Consider the following 14,480-nt stretch of genomic DNA (forward strand, 5'->3'; position numbering starts at 1 on the left):
GTCACGCCTCCAGGTCAGCCAGGACGGTCGGCAGTTGCCCGGCAACCTGGGCGACCCCGGCAGGGGTGGTGTCCAGGTGCGCCAGCAGCCCTTCGACGTACGACACGTCGACCCGGACCTTCTGCACCCGGCCGTCCACGTCGCGCATCACGAACTCGCGGAAACCGAGCCGGTCCGCCGAGGTGGCGTCCACGGCCGAGAGCGAGGCGAGGGTGGCCTCGTACCCGTCGTCGACCGGCACCCGGAGCAGCCGCAGCGCCTCGGAGGCGATCTCCGCGTCCTCGGCGATCCGCCCGACGAAGACGGTGGAGACGAGGTTCTGCACGTCGAGGCCGAGGATGTCCTTCGGGTTCTGCGAGGCGACCAGGGCGGCGAGGTTCCACTTGCGGGAGTCCCGGGCCAGCCGGACCAGGAACGACCGGCCGGAGCGCCAGCCCTCCATGAAGTGCGCCTCGTCCAGGCCGACCAGCTTCCGCGACGACATCGACCCGCCGTAGCAGCGGCGCACCGCGAGCCGGTGCGCGGTGTGCAACATCGGCAGGGCCAGTGCCTCCTCGGCGGACCAGTACTCCCGCTCGATCTTGAGGTCGGGGAGCCGGAGGCCGGCCATGGTGATCACGGTGAGCGCCGCGTCGGCGCCGAGCAGCCCCTCCGGCGGGCGGCCGAAGAAGAGCATCGCCAGCGGCATCTCGGCGGTGTCGAGCAGCAGGTTGGCCAGCTCCCGGCCGGCGTCGTCGTCCATCCCCTGCAGGCAGGCGACCACGTCGTCCAGCGTGGAGGTCTCCTCCGCCGGCACCTGGCGTACGGCGTGCCGGAACAGGGTCGCGGTGGACGCCTCGCGGGCCACCTGCGGCGGCACCAGCATCATGCAGATGTCCTGCACGAGCATCCGGCGCTCGGCCCGGGCGTTGGAGACCGCGATCTCGAATTCCCGGTCGCCGGCCGCGCCACTGCCGAACTCGCTGCGCAGCGGGGTGGGGATGAGCGAGTACGGGGCCAACGTCCCGTGCTCGGACCCGGTCAGGTTGAGCACCCGTGCGTACGGTCGCAGCTCCGGCATCGCGCAGAGCCGGGCCAGCGGGCCGGACGGGTCCAGCAGGGTCACCTGCACCCCGCGCCGCGCGGCCAGGTAGCCCAGGGCGCCGAGCAGGGTCGACTTGCCACCACCGGGTTCGGCGACGAAGACCGCCAGGCCGGAGCGTTCGCGGACCTCCATCGGGAAGTGCAGGTCGAGGAAGACCGGGCGGCGGCAGGTGCCGGCGGTACGCCCGATCAGGTCGCCCCGGCGGTCGCCGACGGTGGAGGCGGCCTGCGGCAGCGCGGCGGCGAGCAGGTTGACCGGCATCCGCCGGACATAGCCGGTGTTGGCGATCGGCTCGCCGGGGATGAACTCGCGGGCCAGCCAGTCCTGGTTCTTCGGGTGTTGCAGGGAGATGCGCAGCTCGCGGGAGTAGAGCTGGATGAGCCGGCGGGCCCGTTCCAGGCACTCCTCCCTGGTCCGGCCGCCGACGGCGATCCGGTGCCAGCCGTGCGCGCGGGCCGAGTCCACCGGCAGCCCGGTGGTCATCTCGTCGCCGATCACCAGCGCCCGCTTGGCCAGTCGTTCCAGCTCGGGCGGGGCGTCGATGCCGTGCTCGGCGTAGTCGAGCTGCTGCGAGCGGATCATCCGCAGCCGGTGCTCAAGGTTACGGAAGGAGTCGCCGGAGCCGAGGATGTCGACCCGGGTGGAGATCTCCATCGGCCAGGGCAGCCGCTCGTGGAAGTGCAGCCAGGGCTCGTGCCGCTCGGGGATCTCCAGCGGCTCCATCCGGCCGACGGCGAGCACGGCGACGTGCCGCTCCTCGCCGGTCATCCGGTTGACCAGCTTCACCGTGGAGCCGTACGGGGTGCGGTACCGCTCGACCTGCTCGGTGAGGGCGAGCAGGTCACCCCGCTCCCACCGGCCGTTGGTCACCGGGGAGAGCGTGCCGGGCGGTGCCATGCAGAGCGCGACCGAGCGGTAGAGCAGCCATTCCAGCTCCTGCGCGGTCACCCGGCGGCCGCGCATGCCGAACGCGCCCAGCACCTCGTCGAACTGCTCGACGGTGCGGCCGAGCTTGCGGCGTTCGCCGTCGGCGGTGCCCCGGCCGAAGGTGCGCAGCAGCCGCTCGGTGAGCGAGTCGCCGAGCGAGCGCCGGGCGAAGGTGACGCCGAGGTAGGTCTGCCCCTCGGCGTGGTTGACCGACATCAGGTGCCGCTGGGCGGCGACCAGGTGGTCGGCCCAGCCGGCGGTGCCGGGGACGTCGGGCAGCGGCGCGGCCGTGTGCGCGTCGATGGTGCGGGCCCACTCGTCGGCCGGGAAGGGGCGGGTGGTGCGGCGCAGGTGCAGCCGGAACCCGGCGAGGCCGGCGTACTGCTCCGAGATCGCCGAGAGCAGTGCCTCCCGTTCGGCGTCCGGGCGGAACGCCCAGCGCACCTCGGGCAGCCAGTACCAGGCGGTGACGGTGTTGGGAGTGAAGGTCAGGTGGCCGGCGATCTCGGTGATCGCCAGGTCGATCGACGGGTCCCGGTCACCGAACTTGATCTTCGGAGGGCGTACCCGGACGGGCTTGGCGGGGGTGCGCCGACTGGCCGCGCGCTGGCGCGGCGGCGCCAGCTCCCGGGACGCCCGTTCCGCCGGCTCCTGCGGCCCGGGCTCGGCCAACTCGCGCCGACCCGGTTCGGTGATCGCGTGCCGGGCCGGCTCCTCGACCTCGCGTCGCGACGACCCGGCGGGCGCCGACCGGGGCAGCTCCTCCGGCTCCGGCCAATCCGGCTCGGTCGGCTCGGCCGGCTCGGGACGGACCGGTGCGACGGTCTCCCGGCGGGCCCGCGCGGCGGCCTCCCGCCGGGCCCGTTCGACGGCCTCCCGCCGGCTGCGTTCGGTGGCCTCGCGCGCGGTCAGCGGCTCGGCGGGCACCGCGCGCGGCAGGCGCGGCGCCGGGGTCTCCACCGGTCGGTCCGCGACCGGCTCGGCCTCCGCCGGCGGGCGCAGCACGGGCAGGCGGTCGCCGGGCTGGTGCGGGACCCGGGTGCGGGCGGGGCGGCCGGCGGCCGGCGCCTCGATCGCCGCCGGCGTCTCCGCCGCGATGGCGGGCTGCGGCGGGGCCGAGGCCGGGGGCGCCGCCGGCTGGTGCGGGATCGGCGGGTGCTCGCGGCCGCGACGCGGGGACGACACCGGCGGCGGCGGGCCGGGGCGCGGCGGCGCGCCGGGGCCGCCGAAGAGGTCGAGGAACGGGGAGTCGATGTCGGTGCCGTCGCCGACGAGCATCGGCGGGCTCGGCTCGACCGGCGGTACGCCCCGGCCGTTCGCCGGCCGCGGCGGCTGGAAGACGCCGACGCCACCCTGCCCGGGACTGGTCACCAGGGCCGGGTCGGACGGCTGCTCGTCCTGGATCTCCTCCTCCGGGTAGTCGAGCGACCGCGCACGGTTACCGTGCGGGGCGCTGTGACGTCCGGCCGGGAAACCCGGCGTGGAAGAGCGACTCATGCGACCGCCTCACCCGCGTGGTTCGACTGCCCGATGGACGTACGCCCGGTCATGCCAGTTCCTCCCGGATCCTGATCCGGCTGCCGACCAGGCGGGGGTCCCGCAGTTCGGCGGCCGGCTCCCGGGTGCGTCGCCAGTCGGTCAGGGCGGTGCGGATGACCATCCGTGCCGGCCGGTCCGGGTCGACGTACCGGAAGATGAACGAGGTGCTCACGATGGCGAGCGCGATCTCCCAGGCGGGGAAGAGCTCGACCTGCAGCGTGAACAGCCAGTGGATGAACATGTAGAGGGGTACGAGCAGCATGAACAGGCCGTACTGGGCGTACGGCAGGTGGACGGGAAGGGTGTAGCCGGGCGGCCCGAGATAGACCAGGCGAGCCCGGTAGATGTCGTCGTCGGTGCGCAGCCGCATGTCTCGCCCGGGCCTATTCGAAGATCAGGTCGATCAGGTAGTCACCGACGAAGAAGAGTGTGGCCGCTCCGGCGATGAAGGCCAGGCCGACGATCGCGATGGCCGAGCTGGTGAGCACCTTGGAGATCTCACCCCGGCTGGCCCGGCCGATGAAGATGACACCGAGCACGGCGAGCAGGATGGGCGCGATCTTGCTGGCGAAGAAGGTGACGACGCCGTTGGTGTCGATGCCCTTCGGAGCCTCTTCGGCGAGCGGTGTCGTCGCCAGGGTGTGCAGGGCCTGCGCGACGCCGGACGTCGCCGTCTGCATGAGCTCGAAGGCGATCACTGGAACCTCCCCATGTCGCGGCCGGCGGTGCCGCGGTGGTGCAGTAGGCAAGCCTGGCGGGAAATGTGCTCACTCAGCGCAGCGTCGGCGACGCTACGTTCGTTACCCACCACGAAGAGTGGTGAGTTTTGGGGGGATTGTTCCCGCTTCGGCCCTCCCTCCAGGCTTCGCCATCTCGATGCTGGGCAATTCCACAGCGTACGGCCCGCCCTCCTTTGCGACAACCCGCGAAGACTCGGCCCGATTCGACCTGGACGACCGATCGTACACCTGTTCCAATGCGCATGTCAGGGGGTTGCCGGAGCGGGCATGGACGACCGGTACCGTCTAGTCGTGACCGATCTGGTACGGGCCCAGGCCCCGGTGGTGATGGGCGTCCTCAACGTCACGCCCGACTCCTTCTCCGACGGTGGCCGCTACGCCGACCTCGACGCCGCAGTCGCGCACGGCGTACGGCTGCGGGCGGAGGGCGCCGCCCTGATCGACGTCGGTGGCGAGTCCACCCGACCGGGCGCCGACCGGGTCGACCCCGCGACCGAGGCGGCCCGGGTCCTGCCGGTGATCCGGGAGCTGGCCGCGGCCGGCGTGGCGGTGAGCATCGACACCAGCCGGGCCTCGGTGGCCGAGGCGGCCCTGACCGCCGGGGCCACCGTCGTCAACGACGTCTCCGGCGGGCTCGCCGACCCGGACATGGCCCGGGTGGTGCGCGACGCCGGCTGTCCCTGGGTGCTGATGCACTGGCGCGGGCACTCGCGGGGGATGCGCGAGCTGGCCACCTACACCGACGTGGTCGCCGACGTGCGCGCCGAGCTGGGCCGGCGGGTCGACGAGGCGCTGGCCGCCGGGGTGGCCGCCGACCGGATCATCGTCGACCCCGGCCTCGGCTTCGCCAAGACCGCCGCGCACAACTGGGAGCTCAGCGCCCGCCTGCCCGAGCTGGTCGCGCTCGGCTTCCCGCTGCTGTTCGGGGCGAGCCGCAAGTCGTACCTCGGCCGGCTGCTGGCCGACGCCGACGGCGAGCCGCGCCCCACCGCCGACCGGGAGGCGGCCACCGCCGCCACCAGCCTGCTGGCCGTCGCCGCCGGCGCCTGGGGGGTACGCGTGCACGACGTGCGCGGCACCGCCGACGCGCTCGCCGTCTGGCAGGCCACCGGCCGCCCCCGCCTGGTCGCCGAGCCGGCCGGACACCGCGCCGGCCACGACGGCACGGAACCGGGCGGTGCCGGCGTGCCCGTGGTGGGGGCGGCCGGGCCTGCCGGCCGCCAGGAGAGCGAGCCGGCGTGGTGACCGCGTCCGGGCTGGGGACCGCCGCGTACGTCGGCCGGGACGAGGGAGAGCGATGACCGACCGGATCGAGCTGACCGGCCTGCGGGCGCGCGGTCGGCACGGCGTCTACGAGTTCGAACGCGCCCAGGGGCAGGAGTTCGTCGTCGACGCGGTGCTCGAACTCGACCTGGCCCCGGCGGCCCGCTCCGACGAGGTGACCGACACGGTGCACTACGGCGAGCTGGCCGAGAAGCTGGTCGCCGTCATCACCGGCGAACCGGTCGCGCTGATCGAGACGCTCGCCGACCGGCTGCTCGCGGTCTGCCTGGCCGAGCCGCTGGTCGCCGCCGCCACGGTCACCGTGCACAAGCCCGAGGCGCCGATCCCGCACACCTTCTCCGACGTCGCCGTGACGATGCGGCGTACCCGATGACCCGGGCCGTGCTCTCCCTCGGCAGCAACCTGGGCGACCGCCTCGCCCACCTGCGCGCCGCGGTCGCCGCGCTCGGCGACGCGGTCCTGGTGGTCTCCGGGGTCTACGAGACTCCACCGTGGGGGGACGCCGAACAGCCGGCGTACCTGAACGCGGCGGTGCTGGTCGCGGACCCGGCGGCGACCCCGCGCGACTGGCTGGAGCGGGCCCGGGCCGCCGAGCGGGCGGCCGGCCGGGTCCGCGACCCTGAGCGCCGGTTCGGACCGCGCACCCTGGACGTGGACGTCATCGCCGTCTGGGACGCGGCCGGCGAGCCGGTGCTCAGCGACGACCCCGAACTCACCCTGCCGCACCCCCGCGCCCACCTGCGCGCGTTCGTGCTGCGGCCGTGGATCGACATCGAGCCGCACGGGCGGCTGCCCGGGCACGGCTGGCTGACCGACCTGCTCAACGCCGAGCCGTTGGCCGGCGACGCGCTGGAACTGAGCCCCCGGCCCGATCTGGCGTTAGAGTCGACCCCATGACCGAGTGGAGCCGGCCGGCATGACCCAGGCGCAGCCCCCGCGCGGAAGCGAGCCCGACCGCTTCCGGATGGGCCCCACCCGGATCTCCACCCTGGTCGTCGCCGCCCTCGCCGCCGCGGCGGTGGCCTGGTTGCTGATCAGCACCTTCTACTACGACGTCGCGCCGGACCTGCCCTGGCTGCCGGTGGTCACGCTGGCCGCGCTCGCGGTGCTGGAGGGGTACGCGGCGGCCAACACCCGCAGCCGGATCGAGCGCCGGCCGGGTCGCGACCCGGTCAACCCGCTGCTGGTCGCCCGGTTCGTGGTGCTGGCCAAGGCGTCCGCCCTGGCCGGGGCGATCTTCACGGGCTTCTACGCGGGGCTGACCGCGTGGCTCTTCATCGAGGACACCAACGCCGCCATGGACGACCGTCCGGCGGCCGGCGCCGGCCTGCTGGCCGCGCTCGCCCTGGCCGCCGCCGCGCTCTGGCTCGAACGCGCCTGCCGGGTCCCCGAGCAGGAGGACGACGAGGACCGGGAGCCCGGCGAGCGGCAGGGCGGCCCGCCCCGCCGCTGATCAGGGGGGTTACGCGCGGCCGCGTGCGCAGGTACCGTCCCTGGCGACCGGAGAGCAGACGACCGTCAACGAGGACGGCCGGCCACGTGGGAGGCGCGCGGCATGGCGTACGACGAACCAGGCCGGGCCGGATTCGCGGAGCCCACGCCGGGGGTGCCCGCCGCCGTGCTGGAGAACGTCTTCGACGATCCCGCGCACGGTGAGCCGGGCCGGGACCGGGTCGGCGTGCACCTGGTGTGGGAGGCGCTCCTCCTGGTCGGTCTGGTCGGTGTGGTGCTGCTGCTGCGCCGCGAGGACGCCGACGCGCTGCGCGGCGACGGGCTGCGCACCCTCCTGGTCGACGTGGTCGCGCTCGGCCTGCTGGCCCTCGCCGCCGGGCTGAGCCTGCGGACCGCGGCGGTGAACCTGGCGGTCGGGCCGGTCGCCGTCGCCGCCGCGCTGCACTTCGCCGAGCAGGGCGATCGGGGGGTCACGGCGGCGCTCACCCCGGCCCTGGTGGCTGCCGCCGTCGGTGGCCTCGCCCTGGCCCTGGCCGTGGTGGTGCTGCACGTGCCCGGCTGGGCGGCCGGCCTCGCCGCCGCCGCGGGCGTGATCGTCTACATCGAGCGGCGCTCCGGCGCGGTCGGAGTGCAGGCCGACTACGACCCGCGCCGCACGGCCTTCTACCTCTTCGCCGGGTTCGCGGCCGTCGCCGTGCTGGGCGGGATCTTCGGTGCGATCCGGGCGGTCCGGCGGGTGGTCGGCCGGTTCCGGCCGGTGGTCGACCCGGCCCGCCGCCGGGGCGTGCTGGCGGCCCTGATCACCGCCGCGGCGCTGGTCGGTTCCACCGTGCTCGCCACGCTGGCCGGGGTGCTGCTGGCCGCCAACGCCGCCGGCCCGGTCGTACCGGCGTCGGGGCTGGACTGGACGGTGCTGGCGGTCGGCGTGGCGATGCTCGGCGGCACCAGCGCGTACGGCCGGCGCGGCGGGATCTTCGGCACCCTGCTCGCGGTGGGCGTGGTGGTGGTCTTCCTGGCCTGGGCGACCGCGCACGGCTGGACGGTCTCCCGGTGGACCGTGGGCGGCGCGGCGCTGGGCGTCGGGCTGGTGGTGACCCGGCTGGTCGAGGCGTGCGGGCGCCCGCACGCCTCGACCGGCGAGCCGGTCGAGACGACGCCCGCCGGCGACGGCACGATCAGCACGGGCTGGTCGCTGCCCCGGCCGAACACCGTCGACAACTGGCCGCCCGCGCTACCGGCCCAGTCGACCGCCACCCCGCCGGACCCGTGGGAGGCCCCGCGTTGGGAGACCGGGTCGCGCCGCTGGGACGACGACGACCGGTGAGGCCGTGCCCGCGTCCGGCGGGCCGTAGGTGATCTCGCCGGTTAGGCTCGCGGGCATGAGCGAGACTCCTTCCGCCGGTACCGGCCGCACCTTCGACGAGCTCGACGCGCTCTCCACCGAGGAGCTGCGGGAGCGGGCGTTCGCGCTGGCCCGGGAGCGCCGCGACGTGGGCTTCTTCTGGTCGGTGCTGCGGCACCTGCCGAACGCCGACGAGGCCGCCGTGCTGGACGGGGCGCCGAACTCGATCGGCCCGATCATCGACGAGGCCTCGGCGTTGTGGCGGGAGCTGACCGGCCACGGGTACGAGGAGGCGGCGCCGCTGCTGCGCGCGGCGTTCATCGACTACCTGGTGAAGCACTGACCGGTCGGACCGCCGGCTGGCGCAGGTTTGCCCGCCCGGGTGGGTCGGGAACTTCCCGCCGCATGGCCCTCACCAACCGTCCCCGGACCGTCAGCGGGTACGGCACCGCCGCCGGCACCGGCACCCTGGCCGCGCTCATCCTGGTCGGGGTCTGCGGCAGCCCGTGGTACGTCGACTGGGCCGAGGCGCACACCGACCCCAACTCGGCCGGCGGCTGGTTCCTGCGGCTGCTCGCCTGGCCGGCCTGGCGGCTGGAGGCCGCCGGTGGCGAGCACGGGGTGCTCGCCACCGACCTGCGGGCCATCCTGCTGCTGGTGTTCGCCGCGACCTTCCTCTACCTGCTGCCCACCTCGCAGGTGGCCCGCGTGCAGGGATCGGTGAGCCAATTCTTCTCCGGCTGGGCCGCGTACGTCCTGGCCGCCGCGACGGCGACCCTGCTGGCGGCGCTGCTGACCTCGGACGGGCCGCTGCTCGCCGACTTCCAGACCACCGGCACGGGTGCCACCTACGGCTTCTTCGCCGGCTGGATCATCGGCACCGCCAGCCTCGGCGGCCGAGCCTGACCTGGCCGCCGGAAGCGCCGGCCGCGACGTCGTCGGCCGGCGGGGCCGGGTCAGGCGCCGGTCTGGCCGAGTTCGAGCACCCGGGCCCGGGTGAGCGCGCCGACCGGCTCGCCGTCGGCGGTGACCACGACCGCCTCGGAGCCCGTGGTGAGCATCGCCGCCAGCGCGTCGTACGCGGAACCGCCCAGCGGCACCGCCGGCAGGTCGGCGGTCGCGCCGGGGAGCGGGGCCAGCGTGTCCCGGGTGAGCGGGGTGACGGCGAGCCGGCGGATGCCCCGGTCCGCGCCGACGAACTCGCGGACGAACGGCGAGGCGGGGGCGCCGAGCAGGGCGGCCGGGGTGTCGTACTGCTCCAGCCGGCCCCCCTGGGAGAGCACCGCGATCCGGTCGCCGAGCCGGACCGCCTCGTCCAGGTCGTGGGTGACCAGCACGATGGTCTTGCGGACCTCGGCCTGGAGCCGCAGGAACTCCTCCTGCAACCGGGTCCGGACGATCGGGTCGACCGCCGAGAACGGCTCGTCCATCAGCAGCACCACCGGGTCGGCGGCGAGCGCCCGGGCCACCCCGACCCGCTGCCGCTGCCCACCGGAGAGCTCGTGCGGGTAGCGGCGGCCGAACTGCGCCGGGTCGAGCCCGACCAGTTCCAGCAGCTCGTCGGCGCGGCGGCGGATCCGCTCCTTCGGCCAGCCCAGCAGCCGGGGCACCGTGCCCACGTTGGTGTGCACCGTCTGGTGCGGGAAGAGGCCGACGTTCTGGATCACGTAGCCGATCCGGCGGCGCAGCTTCACCGGGTCGACCCGGGTGATGTCCTCGTCGCCGAGCAGGATCCGGCCGCCGGTCGGCTCGATCAGCCGGTTGACCATGCGCAGCACGGTGGACTTCCCGCAGCCCGAGGGGCCGATCAGGACCACCAGTTCGCCGGCCTTGACCTCCAGGCTCAGCTCGCGCACGGCCTCGGTGCCGTCCGGGTAGCGCTTCCGGATGCCGTCCAGGGTGATCGAGGCCGCGCTGTGCCCGGCCGCGCCGGTGGGTCCCGGGGTAACGTCCACGTGTGTCCCTCCACCTGAGCTACCGGGCCGACCCCGGTAACCCGTGGTTCTCCTGGCAGTACGTGCGGGACAACTCTGACACCATCCTCGCCGCGCTGCGCGAGCACGCCTCGCTGACCGCCCGGGCGGTGCTGATCGCCGCCCTGGTGGCCCTGCCGTTGGCGGTGGCGGCGTACTGGTTCCGCGCCCTCGCCGGGCCGATTCTCGCACTCACCGGCGTGCTGTACACCGTCCCGTCGCTGGCGCTGTTCGCCTTCATCGCGCCCTACCTCGGCATCGGCGCGATCACCGTGCTGACCGTGGTGGTGCTGTACGCGCTGCTGGTGATCGTGCGCAACGCGGTGGCCGGGCTGAACCAGGTGCCCCCCGAGGTCCGCGACGCGGCCGAGGGCATGGGGTACGGCCGCTGGGCGCGGCTGTTCCGGATCGACCTGCCGCTGGCCCTGCCCGGCATCCTCACCGGGGTACGCCTCGCCACCGTCTCGACGGTCGCCCTGGTCACCGTCGGGGTCGTGGTCGGTCGCGGCGGCCTCGGCCAGCTCATCTTCGCCGGCTTCCAGAACAACTTCTACAAGGCCCAGATCATGACCGGGACGCTGCTCTGCGTCCTGCTCGCCCTGGTGCTGGACCTGATCCTCGCCGGGGTGGGCCGGCTGCTCACGCCGTGGCTGCGCGGGCGGACCGGATGACGGCCACGAATCCGGTCGAGCAGGCGGTGGTCTGGCTCAACGACCCGCTGAACTGGACCAACCCGGGCGGCATCCTGGACCGGCTCGGGGAGCACCTGAGCATGTCCGCCGCCGCGGTGCTGCTCGGCTGCCTGGTGGCCTGGCCGATCGGGCTCTGGCTCGGGCACAGCGGTCGTGGTGGCGGGCTGGTCCTGCTGATCTCCAACGTCACGCTGGCGATCCCCACCCTGGCGCTGCTGACCATCCTGCCGCTGACCTTCCTCGGGTTCGGCCGGCCGGCGGTGGTGGTGGCGCTGGCCGTCTTCGCGGTGCCGCCGCTGCTGGCCAACGCGTACACGGGGGTGCGGCAGGCCGATCCGGAGGCCCGGGATGCGGCGCGGGGGATGGGGCTGTCCGGGGGGCAGGTGCTGCGCCGGGTGGAGCTGCCGCTGGCGGTGCCGTACCTGGCAGCCGGGTTCCGGACCGCGGCGGTGCAGGTGGTGGCGACCGCCGCGCTCGCCTCGTTCGTCAACGGCGGTGGGCTCGGCCAGATCATCCGGGCGGGCTTCGGGCTGGACATCGCGGCCGGCGGGGGCCAGATCATCGCCGGGGGCGTGCTGGTGGCCGGGCTGGCGCTGCTGGTCGAGGGGGTGTTGGCGCTGGTCGAGCGGGCGGTCACTCCGCGCCCGCTGCGGCGGGCCCGGGGCCGGGCGAACCGGCGGGCGGCGGCCGCCGTCACCGGAAACTGAGCGAACCGGTGACGATCCGGTGACGAACCCCGCTCGGAGTTTGTCGGTCGGAGCCGGAGGATATTGGCTGGAGTCGCGGGCGGCCGATCGGATCGCCCGTCGGACACGCGGCCGGCCCACCTCGGGTCGCGCCGGGACACGGAAGGCGGGCGCGATCATGCGCGTACGGACACGGCTGGCGGTGGGCGCGGTGGGCGCGCTCACCGTGGCAGGTCTGCTCACCGGCTGCGGGGACGAGGGGTCCTCCGGCACGGACGCACCCCAGCAGGGCGCGAGCGGGGCGGGCTGCGCCCCGGTCGCCGGCGACCAGCTGGTCGTCCTGAACGACGACAAGAAGCTTCAGAACACCGACAACATCGTCCCGGCGATCAACGTCGACGCGGCCAACCCGCAGCTGGTCGCCGCGCTCGACAAGGTCTCCACCGCGCTGGACACGCCGAAGCTGATCGCGCTCAACAAGGCCGTCGACGTCGACCGGAAGACCCCGAAGGCCGCCGCCGAGGGGTTCGCCTCGGCGAACAACCTCACCGCCGGCATCGCCAAGGGCCCCGGCGGGCAGATCGTGGTCGGCGCGGGCAACTTCAGCGAGAGCCAGACCCTGGCCGAGCTCTACAAGATCGTCCTCACCGCGGCCGGCTACCAGGTCAAGGTGCAGCAGATCGGCAACCGCGAGCTCTACGAGCCGGCCCTGGAGAAGGGCGAGATCCAGGTCGTCCCGGAGTACGCGGCGACCATGGCGGAGTTCCTCAACACCAAGGCCAACGGCAAGAACGCCACCCCGGTCTCCTCGCCGGAGCTGGACAAGACCGTGACCGCGCTGAAGGCCGCGGGCGACAAGGTGGGCATCACCTTCGGCGCGCCCGCCGCCGCCCAGGACCAGAACGCCTTCGCCGTGACGAAGGCGTTCGCCGACAAGTACGGCGTGCAGACGATCTCCGACCTGGCGGCCAAGTGCTCCGGCTCGGCGACCGTGCTGGCCGGCCCGCCGGAGTGCCCGCAGCGGCCGAAGTGCCAGGCCGGTCTGGTGGAGGTCTACGACTTCAAGGCCGGCTCGTTCAGCTCGCTGGACGCCGGTGGCCCGCAGACCAAGAACGCGCTGAAGACCGGCACCGCCAGCGTCGGTCTGGTCTTCTCCTCCGACGGCGCGCTCGCCACCGGCTGACCACGGGTTCCGGGCGCGGCGGCACCCCGCCGGCCGCGCCCGGCCCGCACCCCCTGACGTCGCGATTCGGTCCTCGGGACCGTTCCCACGCAGGGCATCTCTCGGTAGGCTCCACAGCCATGCCCGCCCCGGTCGTGCCCGAGAAGCACCACCCGCAGCTGCTGACCGTCCTGTTCTGGATCGGTGTGGCGATCGCGCCCGTCGCGGCGCTGATCCTGCTGATCGCCGACGGCAACGGTCCGCTCCGGTTCGCCGCCGTACTGGCCATCATGGCCGTGGTCCTGATCGGTCTGTCGATCGCGCTGCGCGCCGACGGCGGCCAGCCGCGCGGCGAGGAGTTCCTCGACGAGCTGGAGCAGCTTCGCCGAGAGCTGCGCGCCGAGATCGTGGCCGCCGCCCAGCGCGGCAACCAGGCGCTCGACCAGTCCCAGCGGGTGGAGGACCAGGTCAGCGCGCTGCGCCGCCGGCTGGACGCGGCGGCGGCCGGCATCGCCGCGGCCGCCGGGATCACCGGGGCGGTGGCCGAGGAACCGGCCGGCGCCGGCCGGGCCCGGGTGTCCGCCCCGCAGGAACAGGCGTCGGGCGGGCGGCGGTGGGCCGCCGCGCCGGAGGAGACCCCGTCCACCTGGGGGCGCGCCACCGATCGGGACGACGAGGAGCCGGCCGGGCGCCGCTACGGCGCGGAGCGATCCGCCGGCCAGGCCGGGGTGTACGGCGCTCCCCGCGAACCGCGCGGCGCCGCCCCCGAGGCGGGCGGCCGTCCCGTGGTGCGGCACACCGAGACGGTGCACGTGACCACCCGGCACACCGTGGTGGACGGCGCGGACCCGGCGGTCGGCAACGCCTACGCCGGATACGGCGGCCGCTGGTCCCCCGCGCCGGAGGAGTCGTCCTGGAGCGGCGCGGAGCCGGAGAACTCCTGGTCGGAGCGGGCCGAGCCGGAGCGGGGCTGGGCGGGCCAACGCGACGAACGGTCGAGCGGCCAGCGGGAGGACCGGCCCTGGTCGGGCGGTCAGCCCGAGGAGCGGTCCTGGTCGGGTGCCGCCGACGACCGCGCCGACCAGTCCTGGGCGGGCGGGTCGTACCCGGCGGAGGAGAACTGGTCCGGGGTACGGGCCGGCGACCGCTGGGCCGAGGTACGCGACGACGGGCGGGGCCGCGAGGTGCGGGTCGGTGAGCGCCGGGCGGAGGTGCACGCCGACGGCGCCGAGTTCCGGATGCAGGACCGGTGGGCGTCGGTACGCCACGACGAGCCCCGCCGGCCCGCCGAGCAGTGGGGCGGCGGCGGTTGGGTCGAGGCGGAGGAGCATCCGGCACTGCCGGCCGGCGGGGTGCCGGTGCCGCAGGAGTGGCGCGGGCAGGCGCGCGGTCAGCAGCACGCCGAGCAGTCGTGGGGCGAGCGGTCGGCCGACCAGTGGCGAGCGCCCGCGCAGCGGGAGCCGGTGGACTCCTGGCGGGCCGCCGAGCCGGAGCCGCGCGCCCGCCAGCAGTGGGGCGGCGAGCAGCGGTACGGCCAACCGCCGCAGGACGACTCCCCGCGCGCCGGTGGCCGCTGGCGCTGACCCGCCCCGGTCAGCC

15 protein-coding genes are annotated in these 14,480 nt (G+C 74.8%); 11 read left to right on the plus strand and 4 right to left on the minus strand.

Going from position 1 to position 14,480, the window contains the following annotated elements; genetic code table 11:
* Position 1: 1 nt before the first annotated feature.
* Genes FHX75_RS18345 through FHX75_RS18355 form a run of 3 tightly spaced genes read right to left on the minus strand, consistent with a single transcriptional unit; the run spans position 2 to position 4,248 of the window.
* Positions 2-3,508 carry an ATP-binding protein gene (locus FHX75_RS18345; protein ID WP_154941363.1) on the minus strand — a complete coding sequence of 1,169 codons (3,507 nt, stop codon included), beginning with the start codon at positions 3,506-3,508 and terminating at the stop codon, positions 2-4.
* Between the two features lie 49 nt (positions 3,509-3,557).
* Positions 3,558-3,920 (minus strand): hypothetical protein, encoded by a 363-nt coding sequence (locus FHX75_RS18350; RefSeq protein WP_067302246.1) that lies wholly within the window; start codon positions 3,918-3,920, stop codon positions 3,558-3,560.
* Positions 3,921-3,933: 13 nt separating this feature from the next.
* Positions 3,934-4,248, minus strand: a complete 315-nt coding sequence (locus FHX75_RS18355; RefSeq protein WP_088959938.1) for a hypothetical protein — start codon at positions 4,246-4,248, stop codon at positions 3,934-3,936.
* Positions 4,249-4,581: 333 nt separating this feature from the next.
* On the opposite strand from FHX75_RS18355, the gene folP reads away from it, so the two are divergent.
* From folP to FHX75_RS18390, 7 genes are all read left to right on the plus strand, one after another.
* Positions 4,582-5,535 carry a dihydropteroate synthase gene (folP, locus tag FHX75_RS18360; RefSeq protein ID WP_154941364.1) on the plus strand — a complete coding sequence of 318 codons (954 nt, stop codon included), beginning with the start codon at positions 4,582-4,584 and terminating at the stop codon, positions 5,533-5,535.
* Positions 5,536-5,587: 52 nt separating this feature from the next.
* The gene (gene folB / locus FHX75_RS18365) at positions 5,588-5,947 is read left to right on the plus strand and encodes a dihydroneopterin aldolase (protein WP_154941365.1); all 360 of its coding nucleotides are present in this window, start codon (positions 5,588-5,590) and stop codon (positions 5,945-5,947) included.
* The gene (gene folK / locus FHX75_RS18370) at positions 5,944-6,471 is read left to right on the plus strand and encodes a 2-amino-4-hydroxy-6-hydroxymethyldihydropteridine diphosphokinase (protein WP_154941366.1); all 528 of its coding nucleotides are present in this window, start codon (positions 5,944-5,946) and stop codon (positions 6,469-6,471) included. Before folB ends, folK begins: the two co-directional genes overlap by 4 nt.
* A gap of 19 nt (positions 6,472-6,490) precedes the next feature.
* Positions 6,491-7,027 carry a DUF3180 domain-containing protein gene (locus tag FHX75_RS18375; protein WP_154941367.1) on the plus strand — a complete coding sequence of 179 codons (537 nt, stop codon included), beginning with the start codon at positions 6,491-6,493 and terminating at the stop codon, positions 7,025-7,027.
* A 102-nt stretch (positions 7,028-7,129) separates the two neighbouring features.
* The gene (locus tag FHX75_RS18380; RefSeq protein ID WP_154941368.1) at positions 7,130-8,350 is read left to right on the plus strand and encodes an ABC transporter permease; all 1,221 of its coding nucleotides are present in this window, start codon (positions 7,130-7,132) and stop codon (positions 8,348-8,350) included.
* 55 nt (positions 8,351-8,405) lie between these two features.
* Positions 8,406-8,711 (plus strand): hypothetical protein, encoded by a 306-nt coding sequence (locus FHX75_RS18385; RefSeq protein ID WP_154941369.1) that lies wholly within the window; start codon positions 8,406-8,408, stop codon positions 8,709-8,711.
* 62 nt (positions 8,712-8,773) lie between these two features.
* A complete protein-coding gene (locus FHX75_RS18390) occupies positions 8,774-9,274 on the plus strand; it encodes a hypothetical protein (protein WP_154941370.1) in 501 nt (166 codons plus the stop codon).
* A gap of 50 nt (positions 9,275-9,324) precedes the next feature.
* Here the strand turns inward: FHX75_RS18390 and FHX75_RS18395 are convergent, their stop codons facing one another.
* On the minus strand, positions 9,325-10,323 hold the full coding sequence (locus FHX75_RS18395; RefSeq protein WP_154941371.1) for an ABC transporter ATP-binding protein: 999 nt from the start codon (positions 10,321-10,323) through the stop codon (positions 9,325-9,327).
* Positions 10,324-10,325: 2 nt separating this feature from the next.
* On the opposite strand from FHX75_RS18395, the gene FHX75_RS18400 reads away from it, so the two are divergent.
* From FHX75_RS18400 to FHX75_RS18415, 4 genes are all read left to right on the plus strand, one after another.
* Positions 10,326-11,012, plus strand: coding sequence for an ABC transporter permease (locus tag FHX75_RS18400; RefSeq protein WP_154941372.1), 687 nt, complete (start codon positions 10,326-10,328; stop codon positions 11,010-11,012).
* Positions 11,009-11,740: an ABC transporter permease gene (locus FHX75_RS18405; RefSeq protein WP_154941373.1), complete on the plus strand. Its 732-nt coding sequence runs from the start codon at positions 11,009-11,011 to the stop codon at positions 11,738-11,740. The genes FHX75_RS18400 and FHX75_RS18405 overlap by 4 nt, the downstream gene beginning before the upstream one ends.
* Before the next feature lie 157 nt (positions 11,741-11,897).
* On the plus strand, positions 11,898-12,902 hold the full coding sequence (locus FHX75_RS18410) for a glycine betaine ABC transporter substrate-binding protein (protein ID WP_154941374.1): 1,005 nt from the start codon (positions 11,898-11,900) through the stop codon (positions 12,900-12,902).
* Between the two features lie 119 nt (positions 12,903-13,021).
* The gene (locus FHX75_RS18415) at positions 13,022-14,464 is read left to right on the plus strand and encodes a hypothetical protein (protein WP_154941375.1); all 1,443 of its coding nucleotides are present in this window, start codon (positions 13,022-13,024) and stop codon (positions 14,462-14,464) included.
* Positions 14,465-14,480 lie beyond the last annotated feature (16 nt).

The organism is Micromonospora palomenae (assembly GCF_007829925.1).
GTDB lineage: Bacteria > Actinomycetota > Actinomycetes > Mycobacteriales > Micromonosporaceae > Micromonospora > Micromonospora purpureochromogenes.

Coding starts and splice junctions, on each gene's coding strand:
- FHX75_RS18345 (WP_154941363.1), bottom strand. CDS start 3,508: ATGAGTCGCTCTTCCACGCCGGGTTTCCCGGCCGGACGTCACAGCGCC.
- FHX75_RS18350 (WP_067302246.1), bottom strand. CDS start 3,920: ATGCGGCTGCGCACCGACGACGACATCTACCGGGCTCGCCTGGTCTAT.
- folB (WP_154941365.1), top strand. CDS start 5,588: ATGACCGACCGGATCGAGCTGACCGGCCTGCGGGCGCGCGGTCGGCAC.
- folK (WP_154941366.1), top strand. CDS start 5,944: ATGACCCGGGCCGTGCTCTCCCTCGGCAGCAACCTGGGCGACCGCCTC.
- FHX75_RS18375 (WP_154941367.1), top strand. CDS start 6,491: ATGACCCAGGCGCAGCCCCCGCGCGGAAGCGAGCCCGACCGCTTCCGG.
- FHX75_RS18380 (WP_154941368.1), top strand. CDS start 7,130: ATGGCGTACGACGAACCAGGCCGGGCCGGATTCGCGGAGCCCACGCCG.
- FHX75_RS18385 (WP_154941369.1), top strand. CDS start 8,406: ATGAGCGAGACTCCTTCCGCCGGTACCGGCCGCACCTTCGACGAGCTC.
- FHX75_RS18390 (WP_154941370.1), top strand. CDS start 8,774: ATGGCCCTCACCAACCGTCCCCGGACCGTCAGCGGGTACGGCACCGCC.
- FHX75_RS18405 (WP_154941373.1), top strand. CDS start 11,009: ATGACGGCCACGAATCCGGTCGAGCAGGCGGTGGTCTGGCTCAACGAC.
- FHX75_RS18410 (WP_154941374.1), top strand. CDS start 11,898: ATGCGCGTACGGACACGGCTGGCGGTGGGCGCGGTGGGCGCGCTCACC.
- FHX75_RS18415 (WP_154941375.1), top strand. CDS start 13,022: ATGCCCGCCCCGGTCGTGCCCGAGAAGCACCACCCGCAGCTGCTGACC.